The 15792-nt window shown below is 71.8% G+C and carries 14 protein-coding genes; 9 read left to right on the forward strand and 5 right to left on the reverse strand.

What is annotated here, in order from left to right; translation table 11 throughout:
* Positions 1-92 precede the first annotated feature (92 nt).
* The gene (locus tag HNQ09_RS04620; RefSeq protein ID WP_184026063.1) at positions 93-1037 is read right to left on the reverse strand and encodes an arginase family protein; all 945 of its coding nucleotides are present in this window, start codon (positions 1035-1037) and stop codon (positions 93-95) included.
* A gap of 28 nt (positions 1038-1065) precedes the next feature.
* On the opposite strand from HNQ09_RS04620, the gene HNQ09_RS04625 reads away from it, so the two are divergent.
* The 5 genes from HNQ09_RS04625 to deoD all read left to right on the forward strand — a co-directional run bounded on the left by HNQ09_RS04625 (position 1066) and on the right by deoD (position 5073).
* The gene (locus HNQ09_RS04625; protein WP_246363119.1) at positions 1066-2094 is read left to right on the forward strand and encodes an NAD(P)H-dependent flavin oxidoreductase; all 1029 of its coding nucleotides are present in this window, start codon (positions 1066-1068) and stop codon (positions 2092-2094) included.
* Positions 2091-2645 carry a GNAT family N-acetyltransferase gene (locus HNQ09_RS04630; RefSeq protein WP_343057612.1) on the forward strand — a complete coding sequence of 185 codons (555 nt, stop codon included), beginning with the start codon at positions 2091-2093 and terminating at the stop codon, positions 2643-2645. The genes HNQ09_RS04625 and HNQ09_RS04630 overlap by 4 nt, the downstream gene beginning before the upstream one ends.
* A 33-nt stretch (positions 2646-2678) precedes the next feature.
* Positions 2679-3566, forward strand: coding sequence for a S1C family serine protease (locus HNQ09_RS19100; RefSeq protein ID WP_184026068.1), 888 nt, complete (start codon positions 2679-2681; stop codon positions 3564-3566).
* Positions 3567-3682: 116 nt separating this feature from the next.
* Entirely contained in the window at positions 3683-4279 is a 597-nt protein-coding gene (locus HNQ09_RS04640; RefSeq protein WP_184026070.1) for a helix-turn-helix transcriptional regulator, read from the forward strand.
* A gap of 86 nt (positions 4280-4365) precedes the next feature.
* Positions 4366-5073, forward strand: coding sequence for a purine-nucleoside phosphorylase (gene deoD / locus HNQ09_RS04645; protein ID WP_184026072.1), 708 nt, complete (start codon positions 4366-4368; stop codon positions 5071-5073).
* Between the two features lie 65 nt (positions 5074-5138).
* Here the strand turns inward: deoD and HNQ09_RS04650 are convergent, their stop codons facing one another.
* Together HNQ09_RS04650 and HNQ09_RS04655 are read right to left on the reverse strand one after the other, a co-directional pair.
* Positions 5139-6413: a transcription antitermination factor NusB gene (locus HNQ09_RS04650; protein WP_184026074.1), complete on the reverse strand. Its 1275-nt coding sequence runs from the start codon at positions 6411-6413 to the stop codon at positions 5139-5141.
* Between the two features lie 53 nt (positions 6414-6466).
* Entirely contained in the window at positions 6467-7726 is a 1260-nt protein-coding gene (locus HNQ09_RS04655; protein ID WP_184026076.1) for an MFS transporter, read from the reverse strand.
* A 384-nt stretch (positions 7727-8110) separates the two neighbouring features.
* On the opposite strand from HNQ09_RS04655, the gene HNQ09_RS04660 reads away from it, so the two are divergent.
* The 3 genes from HNQ09_RS04660 (at position 8111) to HNQ09_RS04670 (ending at position 12307) form a co-directional block, all read left to right on the forward strand.
* A complete protein-coding gene (locus HNQ09_RS04660) occupies positions 8111-9292 on the forward strand; it encodes a sugar ABC transporter substrate-binding protein (protein ID WP_184026078.1) in 1182 nt (393 codons plus the stop codon).
* 205 nt (positions 9293-9497) lie between these two features.
* Positions 9498-10919 carry an ABC transporter permease subunit gene (locus HNQ09_RS04665; RefSeq protein WP_184026081.1) on the forward strand — a complete coding sequence of 474 codons (1422 nt, stop codon included), beginning with the start codon at positions 9498-9500 and terminating at the stop codon, positions 10917-10919.
* Positions 10916-12307: a sugar ABC transporter permease gene (locus tag HNQ09_RS04670; protein ID WP_184026083.1), complete on the forward strand. Its 1392-nt coding sequence runs from the start codon at positions 10916-10918 to the stop codon at positions 12305-12307. Before HNQ09_RS04665 ends, HNQ09_RS04670 begins: the two co-directional genes overlap by 4 nt.
* An 88-nt stretch (positions 12308-12395) precedes the next feature.
* Here the strand turns inward: HNQ09_RS04670 and HNQ09_RS04675 are convergent, their stop codons facing one another.
* Positions 12396-12938 (reverse strand): hypothetical protein, encoded by a 543-nt coding sequence (locus HNQ09_RS04675; RefSeq protein ID WP_343057613.1) that lies wholly within the window; start codon positions 12936-12938, stop codon positions 12396-12398.
* Between the two features lie 161 nt (positions 12939-13099).
* Between HNQ09_RS04675 and HNQ09_RS04680 the strand changes: the two genes are divergently transcribed.
* Positions 13100-14455, forward strand: coding sequence for a TrkH family potassium uptake protein (locus HNQ09_RS04680; protein ID WP_343057614.1), 1356 nt, complete (start codon positions 13100-13102; stop codon positions 14453-14455).
* 30 nt (positions 14456-14485) lie between these two features.
* Here the strand turns inward: HNQ09_RS04680 and HNQ09_RS04685 are convergent, their stop codons facing one another.
* A complete protein-coding gene (locus tag HNQ09_RS04685; protein WP_184026085.1) occupies positions 14486-15754 on the reverse strand; it encodes a cation:proton antiporter in 1269 nt (422 codons plus the stop codon).
* Between the last annotated feature and the right edge of the window lie 38 nt (positions 15755-15792).

Below are 15792 nucleotides of genomic sequence, written 5' to 3' on the forward strand. Positions count from 1 at the left end.
AGGCCGGGTCTGGGGTCAGGCTGGGGGGAACGAGCGCGACAGCACACTCCTGCGACTCGCGCTACGGGGGCGGGAGGAGAAGCGTCATCCCTCTAGGATACCGCCTGCCGCGCCCGCCTGAACGCCGCCAGCGCCGCGTCGAGGGTGCCCAGCCGCACCTCGATCAGCGTCTGCGGGTCGCGGGGGTAGCCTCCCGCCATCACGGTGACGACCGGAACGCGCGAGCGGGCCGCCCAGCCCAACACCCGGTCGTCGCGCTCGCGCACCCCGGCGGGCGTGAGGGCCAGGCGCCCCAGTTGATCCCCGGCCAGCACGTCCGCCCCCGCGAGGTAAAAGGCGAAGTCGGAGCGGAAGGCGGCCACGGCGGGGGCCACTTGCCGGTCCAGCGCAGCGAGGTAGGCCGCGTCCCCGGTCCCATCGGGGAGGGCCACGTCCAGGCCGCTGCGCTCCTTCTGGAAAGGATAGTTGTTGGCCGCGTGGACGCTGACCGTGAGGGCGCGGGCCTCGCTTGCCAGCAGCGCCGCCGTCCCGTTGCCCTGATGCACGTCCAGGTCGAGGATCAGGATGCGCGCGGCGTAGCGGTGGTCGAGCAGCCAGCGCGCCGAGATCACCACGTCGTTGAGAAAGGAAAAGCCCTCCGCGCGGTCCCGGTAGGCGTGGTGGGTGCCGCCGCCGAGGTTGAGGCCCAGGCCGCAGCTCAGCGCGTCCCGGGTGGCCGCCAGCGTGGCGCCGCTGCCCCCCAGGCCGCGCTCGACGACCGCCGGGGTCCAGGGAAACCCCAGGGCACGTTCCTCCTGCCGCGTCACGTCCCCGCGCCGCCAGCGGGCGAGGTAGGCGGGGTCGTGGACCCGCTCGGCGTCGGCCCAGTCCAGCGGCGGCGCGTCGAGCAGGGGCAGACGCTCGGCGGCCCCCGCGAGCAACCGCTCCAGCCCCTCGCGCCCCAGAAACTGGCGCCGGGGCGGCGCACCGCCCGCGAAGGCCGCGCGGCGAAAGGCGGTCCAGGCGCGGGGCCAGGCGGGGAAAGCGGGCGGAGTCACCCCCGCAGGCTACGGCTAAGCTGGCGGCATGAATGGGCGGATGGACCGGCTGGAGCTGAACAGGCTGGGGCTGCGCGTCCGGGTCGTGCAGGCGCCGATGGCCGGTGGGGTGAGCACCCCCGCCCTCGTGGCGGCGGTGTCGCAGGCCGGGGGGCTGGGGAGCCTGGGCGCCGCGTACCTGACGCCGAGGCAGATCGCGCAGGCGGGCGCGGCGGTGCGGGCGCGGACGGACCGACCTTTCGCGGTGAACCTGTTTATCCCCGGCCCTCTTCCCGAGGTCACGGCGGAGGAAGTGGCGGCGGCGGTGGCCGACCTCGCGCCGCTGCACGCCGAGCTGGGCCTCATGCCCCCGGCGCTGCCGGGGCAGGTGCAGGAGGACTTCGAGGCGCAGTTCCGGGCGGTGCTGGAGTTGCGGCCCGCCGTGTTCTCCTTCGCGTTCGGGCAGCTGGGGGCCGAGAAGGTCGCGGCCCTGCGGGCGGCGGGCATTCTCGTGATGGGCACGGCCACAAGCGGGCTGGAGGCCAGCGCCCTCGCCCGCAACGGTGTGGACGCGGTCGTGGTGCAGGGCGGCGCGGCAGGCGGGCACCGGGGCGGCTGGACGCACGACGGGCTGGAGGACACCCTTCACCTCACCCGGGTGGCCGTGCGGGCGGTCAACGTCCCGGTCATCGCGGCGGGCGGCCTGATGGACGCGGCGGACGTGCGTGCGGCGCTGGGGGCGGGAGCCAGCCTGGCGCAGTGCGGCACGGCCTTCCTGCGGGCGCGCGAGGCGGGCACCTCCGCGCCGTACCGGGCGGCTCTGGCGGCGGCGCGGGTCGGGGACACCACGCTCACCCGCGCCTTCAGCGGCAAGGCGGCGCGCGGCCTGGCCAACCGGGTGACCGCCTCGGTCGGGCGTCCCCTCCCCTACCCCCTCCAGAACGCGCTGACCCGCGACCTCCGGGCCGCCGCCTCGCGGGCAGGCCGCCCCGAGTTCCTGAGCCTCTGGGCAGGCGAGGGCGCCCACCGGGGCCGGGAGGGGACGGCGGCCGAGCTGCTGGCGGGGCTGTGGCCGTGACCTCCCCTGCCGTGACCCTGCGCCCGCTGCGCCCCGGCGACGAGGAAGCCGCCGTGCGCTGGGCCGCCGACCCGGAGTTCTGCCTCGCGGCGGGGTGGACGCCCGGGCTGGCCCCGCGCCTGGTGCGCGCCCACTGGCGGCCCATCGTGGCCGGAAAGGGGCCGGCGTTTCTGCGGCTGGGCGTGGAGGTGCGGGGACGGCTGGTCGGGTACGTGGACCTGGCGGAGCTGACGCGCACCTCGGGCGAGTTCGGCATCGGCATCGGGGAGCGGGCGCTGTGGGGCCGGGGCGCCGGGCTGGAGGCGGGGCAGCGGATGCTCGCCCACGCCTTCGGCCCGCTGGGGCTGGACACGGTCAGCGCCCAGGTCAACGCCCCCAACCTCCGCTCGCACGCGCTGATGCGGCGCCTGGGCTTCCGGGAGGCCGGGCGCGGCGAGCCGGAGGTGTACCGGGGCGAGCTGGCGGGGGTCGTCCTTTACAGCCTCACCCGGCGCGGGTGGGCCGGGGGGACTGGCCGTTCGGAGGGGGCCAGCCCCTCTCCATTCGCCTGAGGGCAGCGGGCGCCCGGAAGCGCACCCTGGGGCATGACCAATTTTCAGGACCTTTCCCAGCAGATCGCGGACGCCGTCGAAACCGCCGCCCACAGCGTCGTCACCGTCCACGCGGCGCGCCCGGTCAGCGGCACCGTCGTGGGACCGGAGCAGGTGCTCACGGCCGCGCACGTTCTGCACGCCGACGACCTCAGGGTCCGCACCCCGGACGGCGGCGAACTCACGGGCACGGTCGTGGGCCGCGACCCGGCGAGCGACCTCGCCCTGCTCAGGGTGCCGGGGCTGGGCGCGCCGTCCCTCGCGCCCGGCACCGGAGCGCGGGTGGGCGAACTGCTGCTCGCGGTGGGCCGCCCGCCGCACGGGGTCCAGGCGACCCTGGGCCTGCTGGAACGCGCGGCGCCCGACCGGGGCTGGCTTCCCAGCGGGGCCGCGCCCTTCCGGGGCGTGAGCGGCGGGGCGCTGGTGGACGCGCGCGGCGGCCTGGTCGGGGTGCTCAACGCGGGGGTGATGCGCGGGACCCTCCTCGCCGTCCCGGCCGGGCGGGCGCTCCGGGTGGCCGACCTGCTCGCCACGGCGGGCCGGGTGCCGCAGGGCTTCCTGGGCATCGCCACCCAGCCGGTTCACCTGCCGGACGTGGGCGGCGGGACCGGGTCCCCGGGACGCGGCCCACGCGGGCGCTGGGCACGCGGCGCGGGCCGGGGCCGGGCCGGGCTGACCGTCGTGCAGGTCGAGGAGGGCAGTCCCGCCGGGGCCGCCGGGCTGCGGGTGGGCGACATCCTGCTCGCGCTGGGCGGCGAGGGCATTCGCCACCCCCGCGAACTGCTGGAGCGGGTGCGCGAGTGGGCGGGCCAGACCCTCACGGCCCGCGTGCTGCGCGGCGGCGAGGAACTGGACGTGACCCTGACCGTGGGCGAGCGCTGAGTCGGCGGGTGCGGGGTCGGCGGGTGCGGGGTCAGCGGGTATCAGGTCGGCAGGTACGGCGCCGAAGCCGGGCGGTGCGGGGCGCGGGACCTTCCCCCGCCGCCTTACCATCGGACATGGTGCCCTTTCCCCGGCCCTCGGTGCGTGTGGCCCTGCATTCGCCCGCGCTGGCGGCGGGGATCGCCTCCCTGCTGCGCGGCGCCGGCCTCCGCGTCACAGACGGGGACGAGGCCGACGTGCTGGTCGTGGACGACCCCTGGCTGCACGACCCGGAGGCGCTGGCGGCAGAGCTGGAGGGCGCGGCGGGCGTGGTGGCCCTCGGCGCCCGCGCGTGGGTGGGCGTGCTGCATGGGGTCGCGCCGGGCGGCTGGGCGGTCCTGGGGACCGACGCCACCCCCGCCGAACTGCTCGCGGGTGTGCTGGCGGCCGCAGCGGGTCTGGCTGCGCTGGCGCCCGGGGACGTGTGGGCGGCGGATGAGGAGCCGGGCGGCGACCCCGGTCCTGCCCCGGTGGGCGTGAGCCTGACCCCCCGCGAGCGCGACGTGCTGGCGCTCCTCGCGGCGGGCCTGAGCAACAAGCGCGCGGCCCGCGACCTCGGGGTCAGCGAGAGCACCGTGAAGTTCCACGTCCAGGCGGTGTATTCCAAGCTGGGCGTGCAAAGCCGCGCGGGCGCCGTGGCGCGCGGGGTGCAGCTCGGGCTGATCAGCGTGTAACCGGAGGCGCCGCAGGCCTCGGCGCCCCAGGTCCCGGCACGGCCGCCGGCCGGCTGGACCCCTGGGGGGCTGCTAGCCTGTCTGTCATGAGCATTCACCTCAACGCCGAACCCGGCCAGATCGCCGAGACCGTCCTGCTGCCCGGCGACCCGCTGCGCGCCCGGCACATCGCGGAGACGTTTTTCGAGAACCCCGTGCAGCACAACTCGGTGCGCGGGATGCTGGGGTACACCGGCACCTACAAGGGCCAGCGCGTCAGCGTGCAGGGCACCGGGATGGGCATCGCCTCGTCCATGATCTACGTTTCGGAACTGATCACCGAGTACGGCTGCCAGAACCTGATCCGGGTGGGCACCTGCGGCTCCTACCAGCCGGACGTGCATGTGCGTGACCTGATTCTCGCGCAGGCGGCCTGCACCGACTCGAACATCAACAACATCCGTTTCGGACAGAAGAACTTCGCGCCCATCGCCGATTTCGAGCTACTGCTGCGGGCCTACAGCGTCGCGCAGGAGCGCGGCTTCACCACCCACGTCGGCAACATCATGTCGTCGGACACCTTCTACCACGACGATTTCGAGCAGTACAAACTCTGGGCGCAGTACGGCGTGCTGGCCGTCGAGATGGAGGCGGCGGGCCTGTATACCCTGGCCGCCAAGCACGGCGTTAAAGCCCTGACGGTCCTGACGGTCTCCGACCACCTCGTGACCCGCGAGGAGACGACCGCCGAGGAGCGCCAGTTGACCTTCAACGGGATGATCGAGGTCGCGCTCGACGCGGCACTGAAGGTGTAAGGCGGGGACAGGGGCGGGGCCGGGCGACACAGATGCTCGCCCGGCCCCGCCTCCCTGTCATCACCTCACGCGGACCCGGCCGGACCCTCCCCCACCCGCCGCAACCGCGCGATGAAAAACCCGTCCAGGCCGCCTTCGGGAACCGTCAACACCCCGTCTCCGGCGGGCACGGTGGGGAGGCCGAGGTCCGGCAGGGCTTCCGGCGCGAACTCGGGATGACCCTCCAGAAACCCGCGCACGACGTCCGGTCCCTCCTGCGGGGTCACGCTGCACACGCTGTAGACCAGCAGGCCGCCCGGCTCCACCAGCGCGGCGGCGTGCGGCAGCATCCGCGCCTGGAGGGCCGCCATCTCGCCGGCCGCCTCCGGGGTCAGCCGCAGCTTGATCTCGGGGTGGGAGCGCAGGGTGCCGCTGCCGGTACAGGGGGCGTCGAGCAGCACCAGCGGGGCGGGCGGCAGCGTGAGCGGCGTGGTCAGGTCGTGGGTCACGAAGTCGGCGCTCAGGCCCAGGCGCCGCAGGTTGCCCCGCGCGGCGCCGTGCTTGCGGGCGATCAGGTCCACGCTGGTCACCTTGGCCCCCCGCGCCGCGAGCATGGCGGCCTTGACCCCCGCGCCGCCCGCCAGGTCGTGGACGCGCCGCCCGGCCACGTCCCCCAGCGCGTCCACGACGGCCAGGCTCGCGGGGTTGATAGGCTGGGCCTGCCCCGAGCGGTAGGCCGCGCTCTCGCGCAGCGGGCGGGCCAGCGTGACCCGGTCGGCACCGTTGGGGCCGGGTTCGACGGTGCTGCCCTCGGCCTCCAGCGCCCGCGCGCCCTCCTCCGAGAGGCTCAGCCAGAGGGGTTGCGGCTCCAGCAGGTCGGCCATCACGGCGTCCGCCCGCTCCCCGTAGGCCGCCTGAAATGTCGTGATCAGCCAGCCGGGCAGGGCGTGGCGGGTCTCCGGGGTCTCGGCGGGGCGCTCGACGCGGCGCAGCACGGCGTTGACCAGCCCGGGCGGGGCCAGCCGCGCCAGCCGCGCGAGGTTGACGTACTCGCTGACCACCGCGTGCGGGGGCGTGCCCAGCACCAGCCGCTCGAAGGTGCCCGCCAGCAGCAGCGCCCGCGCCTTGGGGTGCGTCTCGCCGCGCAGCAGCGGGGCCAGGGCCGCGTCCAGGGTGGGCGCGTGACGCAGGGTGCCGTAGACCAGATGGGTCGCCAGGCCGGAGTCGCGGGCGGGCAGCCGGGCCGCCTCCAGCGCCGCGTCGAGGGCCGGGGCCGCGAAGGTCTCGCCCGCCAGCACGCGCGTCAGCACCCGCACGGCCAGCGCGCGGGCCGGATTGTAGGTCGGGCGGGAGGCAGTCACCGGGGCAGGATACGGGACGGGGCGGCGGGCCACAGCGGGAGAGCGCCTCAGCCTCAGCCGCGCTGCCCGGTCACCCGTTCGGCGGGCGCGGGCCGCAGCTGAGGCCGGGCCAGCAGCAGCCACCCCAGCAGGGCCAGCAGCACGCCGCCGCTGAGCAGGTACGGCGCCGCGTGCCCGGCGCCCTGGTACAGCCCGGTGCCCAGCAGCGGCCCGGTCATGCGGCCCAGGGCCAGCGCGCTGCTGTTCAGGCCCGCGACGGCGCCCTGCTGGTCCGGTCCCGCGCTCAGCGAGAGGGCCGCGCTGAGGCTGGGGCCGAGCACGGCGCTCCCGACCCCGATCACCCCCAGCGCGGCGGTGATGCCCCAGGAGGTCTGCCCCAGCGGCAACAGGAACATTCCCGCGCCCATCACCAGCAGCCCGGCCATGATCAGCGGGCCGGGGGCGAACTTGCGGCTCAGGGGCCGCATCGCCCCGCCCTGCACGGCGGCGGCCAGCAGGCCGAAGACAGCGAGCATCCCCCCGACCGTGCGCGCCGTCTCACCCGCGTCCAGCCGCAGGGTGTCTTGCACGTAAAACCCGATGGTCTGCTCCATGCCCACGCTGGCGAGCGTGTACAGGGCGCTCACGGCCAGAAACAGCCCGATCAGCGGCGAACGCAGCAGCGTGCGGCGTTCGCCGCTGGGAGCCGGAGCCGCGTCGGCGCGCCGGGTCTCAGGCAAGACCCGCCAGGCGGCCAGGGCGGTGAGCAGCCCCAGGCCCGCGCTGAAGAAGATCGGCACCGTCAGCCCGAACCCCGAGAGCAGCGCCCCCAGCGCCGGGCCGAACACCACGCCCAGCCCGAACGCCGCCCCGATCAGCCCCAGCGCGGCGGCGCGGTCTTGTTCGGAGCTGAGGTCGGCCATCATCGCCTGGGCCGTGGGGAGGGTCGCGCTCGACAGCAGGCCGCCCAACAGCCGCGAGGCCACCAGCAGCGCGAAGAGGGTCCCCCCCGCCAGCACCCCCTGCATGCCCAGCAGCGCCAGCCCCCCGAACAGCCCGAAACTCAGCGAGAAGCCCACCAGACCCAGCAGCAAGACCGGCTTGCGCCCCACCCGCTCGCTGCGGCTGCCCCACACGGGCGAGAACACGAACTGCGCCAGGCTGTAGGCGGTCGAGAACCACCCGATCTGCGTCTCGGTCAGGCCCAGTTCCCGCCCCAGCGGCGCGATGATCGGAAACAGCACGCTCAGGCCCAGCATGGCGATGAAGATGGTCAGGAACAGCAGCAGCTTGGGACTGAGCGGGCCGCGTGAGGGGGCGGGAGCGGCGGTCATACCCGTCACTCTAGCACGCCGCCTGACCGCTCGGTCAGTCCTCTGTCCTGTCTTCTGGGGCGAGACGTAACCCGGGATTTCCAGGGCGGCGCCTCCACCCCGACGTTTTCTTGAAGCGAGTCCAACAAGATGATCTTTTCCTGACATGGACGTTAAAAAAGTCCTGCGCCCAGGCTGTTGTCAAGGGGTGGTCAGGTTGCCTATACTGTGGAGGCCACTGAACTGACTCCCGCTCCGGCTGCTGCGCCGGGACAGGACGGGTCGACACCCCGGGGAGTCGGTGCGGCCGCTTGCCTGAGGCTTGCGGGTGCAGCTTGGTTTCAGCGGCTGTTCACGACCGTCCACCATCTGGAAGCGGTTCAACCGCCCCTAAGAGGAGTCCGCATGAAAAAAGCTCTGACCATTCTGTCTCTCGCCCTGCTGGGCAACGCCAGCGCCGCCACCATCACGGTCTGGACGCACTTCGGCAGCGGCGAGCTGACCTGGCTCAAGGACCAGGCCGCCGACTTCAAGAAGAAGACCGGTCACACCGTCAACCTCGTCAGCGTGCCTTTTGACAACATCCCTGACAAGATGATCCAGAGCGCGCCCAAGGGCCAGGGACCGGACCTCGTCGTGACCCTGCCCCAGGACCGCCTGGGCCAGCTGGCGGCGGCGGGCGTGATTGAGCCGATGGACAAGTACGTGACCAGCCGCAGCGACCTGGACCGCACGGCCCTGAGCGCGATGACCTACAAGGGCAAGCTGTTCGGCCTGCCGATGTTTGCCGAGTCGGTCGCCCTGGTCTACAACAAGAAGCTGGTGCCCACGGCCCCCACCACCTGGAACGCCTTCCTGAGCACCGCGCAGAAGAACACCGGCAACGGCCGCTTCGGCTTCCTGATGGACCTGGGCAACGCCTACCAGAACTACGGCTTTATCAGCGCGTACGGCGGGTACGTGTTCAAGAACAGCGGCGGCACCCTGAACACCAAGGACGTCGGTCTGGCCAACGCGGGCGCGGACAAGGCCGCCGGGTTCATGAACGACCTGCGCTACAAGTACAACCTGGTGCCCGAGGGCGTGGACGGCGGCGCTGCCAAGAGCGCGTTCGTGGACGGCCGCCTCGCCATGCTGCTGACCGGTCCCTGGGACATGAGCGACATCAAGAAGGCGGGCATCAACTACGGGATCGCCACCTTCCCGACCCCTCCCGGCGCGAGCGGCAAGTGGAGTCCTTTCGTGGGCGTGCAGGGCGCCATGCTCAGCGCCTACAGCAAGAACAAGGCCGTGGCCGCGCAGTTTGCCCGCTCGATCGTGACTGGCGACGCGCAGGTGGCCTTTAACAAGGCGGGCGGGCGCATTCCGGTCAGCCTGAGCGCGCGCACCAAGCTCAAGAGTGACCCGGTGGTCGCGGGCTTCAGCAAGACCATCAGCGCGGGCACCCCGATGCCCAACGTGGTCGAGATGGGCGCGGTGTGGGGTCCCTGGACCAACGCGGTGGCGCAGAGCGTGCAGCGCCCCAACCAGAACTACACCCAGATTCTCGACAAGGCCGTGCAGGAAATCAACAGCGCCATCAAGTGATGATGGCGAGGAGAGGGGCGGGCAGCACCAGCCCCCTCTCTGACGCGGTGGACGGGCCTGGCGGCTCGTTCACCGCGTTTTTGTTTCGGCCAGCGCTGGCCTATGCTGCGGCCAGCCGGGGTTTTCTTCCCTCGCCCGCGTCTGGCGGCCCCGGCCCCCGACTCCCCCACCCGCTTCACCCTGTCCGAGGAGGCCTGCCCCGCTTATGACCGCGACCCTGCCCCGTTCTCCGCGTTCCGCCGCGCCGCCCGACGGCGCTCGCGGCTTTCTCCTGGCCATTCTCGTGCTGCTGGTGCTGCTGGGCGGCGCGGTGCTGGTGGGCTGGCTGCTGTCGGGCCTCACGGCCCGCGCGCTGCCAGAGGCGCCCCCCTACCTGATTCTGGTCTACACCCTGGGCGCCCTGATTCTGGGGATGCCCGTGGTCGCGCGGCTCTTTCCCTGGATGGTCAACTGGTACTACCTGGTGCCCGCGCTGGTGTTTCTGGCGGCCTTCACGGTGCTGCCCATCGTGCTGACGGTGAACTACGCCTTTACCAACTACAGCGGCCAGAACAGCGGCAACCCCGACTCGGGCGTGCGGACGGAAGTGGCCCTGAGCGCCGACCGCCGCACCGTGGAACTGGCCGAGCTGCCGGAGGGGGACAACGTCGCCGAGTACCTGCGCTGCGCGGCGCCGAACTGCGCGGGCGACACGCTGGTGCTGTACGACGAGGACGCCTCGGTGCCGGTGCGCGCCGAGATCGCCCGGGCCGGGGGCACCACCGTGACCCTGGCCGCGCCGGTCGCCGCGAGTTTCCAGCCGGTCAGCGCGACCCGGCTCAACCGCTACGAGTACGTCGGGCTGGCGAACTTCCGCGAGATCTTCGCCCGGGCCTCCAGCGCCCTGTGGCCGGTCTTTCTCTGGACCCTGGTGTTCGCCTTTTCGACGGTGGTGATCAACGCCATCGCGGGGCTGATCCTGGGCATCTTGCTGTACAACAAGCGGCTCAAGGGCCGCAACATCTACCGCACCCTGCTCTTTTTGCCGTGGGCGATTCCCGCCGTCATCAGCGTGCAGATGTGGGGCGCGCTGCTCAACCAGCAGTTCGGCATCGTGAACAAGTCGCTGGGCCTCTTGGGGCTGGCCGCCGTGCCCTGGCTGACCGACCCGCTGTGGGCCAAGATCAGCGTCATCTTGGTGAACCTGTGGCTGGGCTTTCCGTACATGATGACGGCGACCATCAGCGCGCTGGCGACCATCAACGACGACCTGTACGAGGCCGCCAGCATCGACGGGGCCAGCCGCTGGCAGCAGATTCAGGCGATCACGCTGCCGCTGCTGCGCAACTCGTTCACGCCGATCTTGCTCTCGGGGTTCGCCTTTAACTTCAACAACTTCGGCGTGATCTACCTGCTCACCACGACCGCGCCCGGCGGACCGGGCGGGCCGCCCGTGGAAGGCCAGGACGCCATCGCCGGGGCGACCGACATCCTGCTGACCTGGGGCTACAAGACAGCGTTCGCGTCGCAGGGCGGGCAGAACTACGCGCTGGCCAGCGCCATCGCCCTGATCATCTTCTTTCTCACGCTGGCGATCAGCCTGGTGAACTTCAGGGCCGCCGGCGTCTTCAAGGAGGCCCGCCGATGACGACCGCGCCGCAACCTCCCCGCTCCGGCACCCAGGCGCTGCCGCCCGGCGGCTATGTCCACCGGGAACCCGGGCCGCTGCGGCGCGCCCTGCCCTGGCTGGGCCTGGCCGCCCTGGCCGTGGGTTTCGTGGTGCTGGGGTATTTCCTGGTGCAGAGTATGCAGGGGCGCCAGCGCAGCTTCTCGATCTACTACGTGGAACAGGGCTGGCTGCGGTTCTTGCTGTTCTTGCTGGCGGCCAGCGGTGTGCTGGCCCTGACCAGCCTGATCGGGCAGCGGCTCGGGCAGGCGCGCACCGGCCGCAAGATCAGTTACGCGGCGGTGCTGGGCGACCAGCTCACCCACCTCTTTCTGATTCTGGTCGTGCTGGTCGCCGTCTACCCGCTGGTATACGTCTTGATCGCCGCCTTCGATCCGCGCAACAGCCTCTTCGCGTTTCCGGACTTCGAGAATCCCAACATCCTCTACCGTTCGGGCCTGCTGCCCAATCTGGACGTGCTGAGCCTGGAAAACTTCACGCGGCTGTTCGCGGGCCTGACGGTGCCCGGGTGGCAGGTCGCGCTGGCGGCGCTGGGGGGCGCGGCGCTGGCGGCGCTGCTGCTGCTGGCGCTGGTGGCCCGCCTGGGCCGCGAGAGCGCCGGGCTGGCGCGGGCGCGGGGCTGGGCGATGGGGCTGCTGATCGCCGCCGTGGCGCTGCTGGTCGCCTTCGTGGTTCCGGCGCAGTTTACCGGCGCCGACAACGAGAGCAAGTTCTTGCTGTCGGTCCGCAACACCATGCTGGTCTCGGGCCTGACCGGCCTGCTGGCGATCCTGCTCTCCACGACCGCCGGGTACGCGATGGCGCGGCTGCGCTTTTCGGGCCGCTTCCAGATGCTGCTGTTTTTCATCTTTATCCAGATGTTCCCGGTCTTCCTGGCGCTCGTCGCGGTGTACACCCTGATGGTGCTGCTGGGCCTGACCAACACCTTTACCGGGTTGATCCTGGCGTACTCGGGGGGTGCGATCGCCTTTAACACCTGGATTTTCAAGGGCTACGTGGAGTCGCTGCCCGAATCGCTGGAGGAAGCGGCGATGGTGGACGGCGCGACCCGCTGGCAGACCTTCCTGCGGGTGGTGCTGCCCCTTTCCGGGGGCATGCTGGCCTTTATCTTCCTGAATCAGTTTATCGGCACCTACGCCGAATTTATCCTGGCCAACGTGCTGCTCACCGGCGTCGAGAAATGGACCGTCGGCGTGATGCTGCTGAGCTTTACCCAGGGCCAGTTCTCGACCAAGTGGGGCGTTTTCGCGGCGGCCGCCACGCTGGGCGCGCTGCCGATCATCGCGCTGTTCTACGGCTTCCAGCGCTACTTCGTGGGCGGCACGCTCGCGGGCGGCGTCAAGGAGTAAGGAATAAGGAGTCAGGCTTTCGCCCCTGCTCCTCCCGCGTCAGAGGCCCCCGGTTACGCGCCGGGGGCCTCTTCGCGGTCCGGGCCGCTTACGGGTTGGCCTGCCGCCACGCCCGCGTCAGGTCCCGCGCCTGCACCCGCCCCAGCGCGCCCAGCGCCGCCTCGAAGGCCTGGCCTGTGCGCCGCTCGGAGTGAATGTCGTTCCACGAGGAGGCGAAAGCGGGGGAGGCCGCACCTCCGCCGCCCCCCGCCAAGCCGACCCGCAGACCCATGACGTAGCTGTAGGCCGGGTCCCCGAAGCCGATATAGGTCCGGGAATCGAGATAGCGCACCTCGACGCTCAGGCGCGTGGCGCCCCGGTGCTGGCGGCAGGAGGCGCGGACCTCGTGGCGCACCCGGCCCTCCCGCAGCGCGCCCAGCAGCGCCGCGTACAGCGCCGGGCGCAGGCGGCTCGCCTGACGCTGCCGGGCGGCGGGCACACCCACAAACGTCACGGCCGCCGAGGACGGGTCCAGGCACAGCACCGCGCCGCGCAGCTGAACCCCGGCGCTCTCGCCGTGGGCGGCGGCCCAGGTCCCCCCCAGCGCGGCCCCCAGCAGGCCCGCCGCCAGCATCCAGCGGTGAGCGGTCACCCGCCCGCCACCTGCGGCTGTCTCTGACCTCTCCCGGCGCATGGATTCAGCCTACCGCAAGCCCCGGAAGGCCGTGAGGGTGCCCCGCGCCTCGCCAGGTCCGGGAGCGGCAGAGCACGGGTCACGGGTTCCCGGCGCAGGCGAGGAGTAGGCTACCCGGCGTGACTCGCCCGTCCCGCCGCTTCTGGATGGACCGCTTCCGGCCTCCCCAGCTGATCGCCCTGTCCTTTGCCGCCGCGATCCTGATCGGTACCCTGATTCTGGAGTCGCCCTTCACGCACGAGCCGGGTGTCCGGGTCACCTTGTTGCAGGCGCTGTTCACGGCGACCAGCGCGACCTGCGTCACTGGCCTCAACGTGCTCGATCCGGGCGGCACCTTCAACCGGGCGGGCGAGTGGACCCTGCTGCTGCTGATTCAGCTGGGCGGGCTGGGGCTGCTGACCTTCGGGACCCTCTTCGCCTCGCTGCGCGGGCAGCGGGTGGGGGTCGAGGAGCGGCTGCGGGTGGCCCAGCAGGTCAATGTCACCGAGTTCGCCAGCGTCACGCGGGTCGTGCGCGGCATCTTCGCCTTCACGCTGGTCTCGGAGCTGGTCGGCACCCTGCTGCTGATGTGGCGCTTCGTGCCGGCCGAGGGCTGGGGCAAGGGAACCTTTTCCGCCCTGTTTCATTCGGTGAGCGCGTTCAACAACGCGGGCTTCGGCCTGTATCCCGACAACCTGATTTCCTTCGCGCAGGATCCGCTGGTGCTGCTGACCACCAGCGCCCTGTTTATCCTGGGCGGGCTGGGGTATCTGGTGCTGCTGAGCCTGTCTCTGTATGCCGCCGCGCCGCGCCGCCATCCGCTCGCGCTCAACACCCGCATCATCGTGTGGACCACGCTGGGGCTGATCGCGGTCGGGGCGGCGACCGTCACGGCGCTGGAGTGGAACAACCCCGGCACGCTGGGGCCGCTGGGCACCGCCGGCAAGCTGCTGAGCGGCTACTACCAGGGCGTCTCGCCGCGCACGGCAGGCTTCAACTCGGTGGACTACGGGGCGATGCTGCCGGGCAGCCTCTTTGTCACCATGCTGCTGATGTTCGTGGGCGGCAGCCCCGGCTCGACGGCGGGGGGCATCAAGACCACCACCTTTTACGTGCTGCTCTCCAGCGTGTGGGCCAGCGTGCGCGGACAGGCCGAGAACAACGTCTTCGGGCGGCGCATCGAGTTCGACTACGTGCTGCGGGCCAGTGTGGTCGCGGCGCTGAGCCTGGTCGTGGTGACGGGCGGCGTCTTCTTGCTGCTGGTCACCAATCCCCAGCTCCCCTTCGTCAACCTGGCTTTCGAGGGCTTTTCCGCCTTCGGCACCGTCGGCCTCTCGATGAACACCACCCCCCAGCTCAATGTGGCCGGGCAACTGATCGTGATCGCGCTGATGTACCTGGGCCGCATCGGGCCGCTGACCTTCGCCATCGCCTTTGCCCAGCAGGGCCGCCTGGGCGTGCGCTACCCGGCCGACAAATCCATCCTGATCGGCTGAGCCGGGGAGGGCCGCCGGCGCCTCGGCGTCTCAGCGTCCGGGCGCGGCCGGGACCTCGCCGCTGGCCTGGGCGGCCCGGCGGACCAGCGGCAAGATGGTCAGGCCCTGCACGGCGATGGTGAACAGCACGACGGCGTAGGTGGCGGTCACGAGGTGGGTGCGGGCCGGATGGTCCGGCAGCCCCAGCGCGAGGCTGATGGCGATGCCGCCCCGCAGTCCTCCCCAGGTCAGCAGCCGCACCGTGTAGGGACCGTATCCGTCACGCGCCCGCACCAGCGCGAACGGCAGCGCCACACTGATCCAGCGGGCCGCCAGCGCCAGAGCGATCAGCCCCGCGCTGGCGATCAGTTGCCGCCCGGTGGTTTCGGTGAGCAGCACGTCCAGCCCGATAAAGGCGAACAGCAGGATGTTGAGCACCTGATCGACCGTCTCCCAGAAGCCCTCGATATGGGCGCGGGTCTCCTGACCGAACGCCGCGTCCTTGGTGGCCGAGATGACCAGCCCCGCGACCACCATCGCCAGCGGCCCGCTGACCCCCAGCGCGGTCGCCGCGACGTAGCCGCCGATCACCAGCGCGAGCGTGAGCAGCACCTCCACCGCGTGCTGCTCGATGCTGCGCAGCAAGGCGTACCCCACTCCCCCCAGCAGCCCCCCGAACAGCAGGCCCCCCAGCGCCTCGCGCACGAAGAGGGTGAGTGCGCCCACCACCCCCGGCTCGGCGTGGCTGCCCCCGATCCCGGCCAGCCCCGCCAGCACCAGAAAGATCACGACGCCCACCCCGTCATTAAAGAGGCTCTCGCCCGCGATCAGGGTCTCGATGCGGGCGGGGACCCTGGCCCGCTTCAGCAGGTCGAGCACCGCGACCGGGTCGGTCGGGCTGATCAGGGCACCGAACAGCAGCGCCCACACCAGCGGCACGTCCAGCCCCACCAGCCCGAACAGGAAGTGCGCCCCGAAGCCGATCAGTCCGGTGCTGATCAGGGTGCTCAGCAGCGCCAGCGTCAGGATGCTGACCCGCTGCCGCACCAGCTGCCGGGCGTTGAGGCCCAGCGCCCCCGCGAACAGCAGAATGCTGAGAATTCCGTTCAGGACGAAGTCGGTAAAATCCAGGGTTTCCAGCAACCCCGCCGCCCAGCCGCGCAGGCCCGGTACCCCCAGCGCGTCGAGCGCGATCAAGCCGATGCTCGCCACCGCGCCCGCCAGCGTCACGCCCACTGTGGTCGGGAAGTGCCAGAACCGCTCGTTGAGGTACGCCAGCCCAGCAGTCACACACAGCAGCACGGCGAACGCGGTCAACATGTGCCCACTCTAGAGACTGGAGCCTGAAACGTGGACCC

It is taken from the genome of Deinococcus budaensis, assembly GCF_014201885.1.
Taxonomy (GTDB): domain Bacteria; phylum Deinococcota; class Deinococci; order Deinococcales; family Deinococcaceae; genus Deinococcus; species Deinococcus budaensis.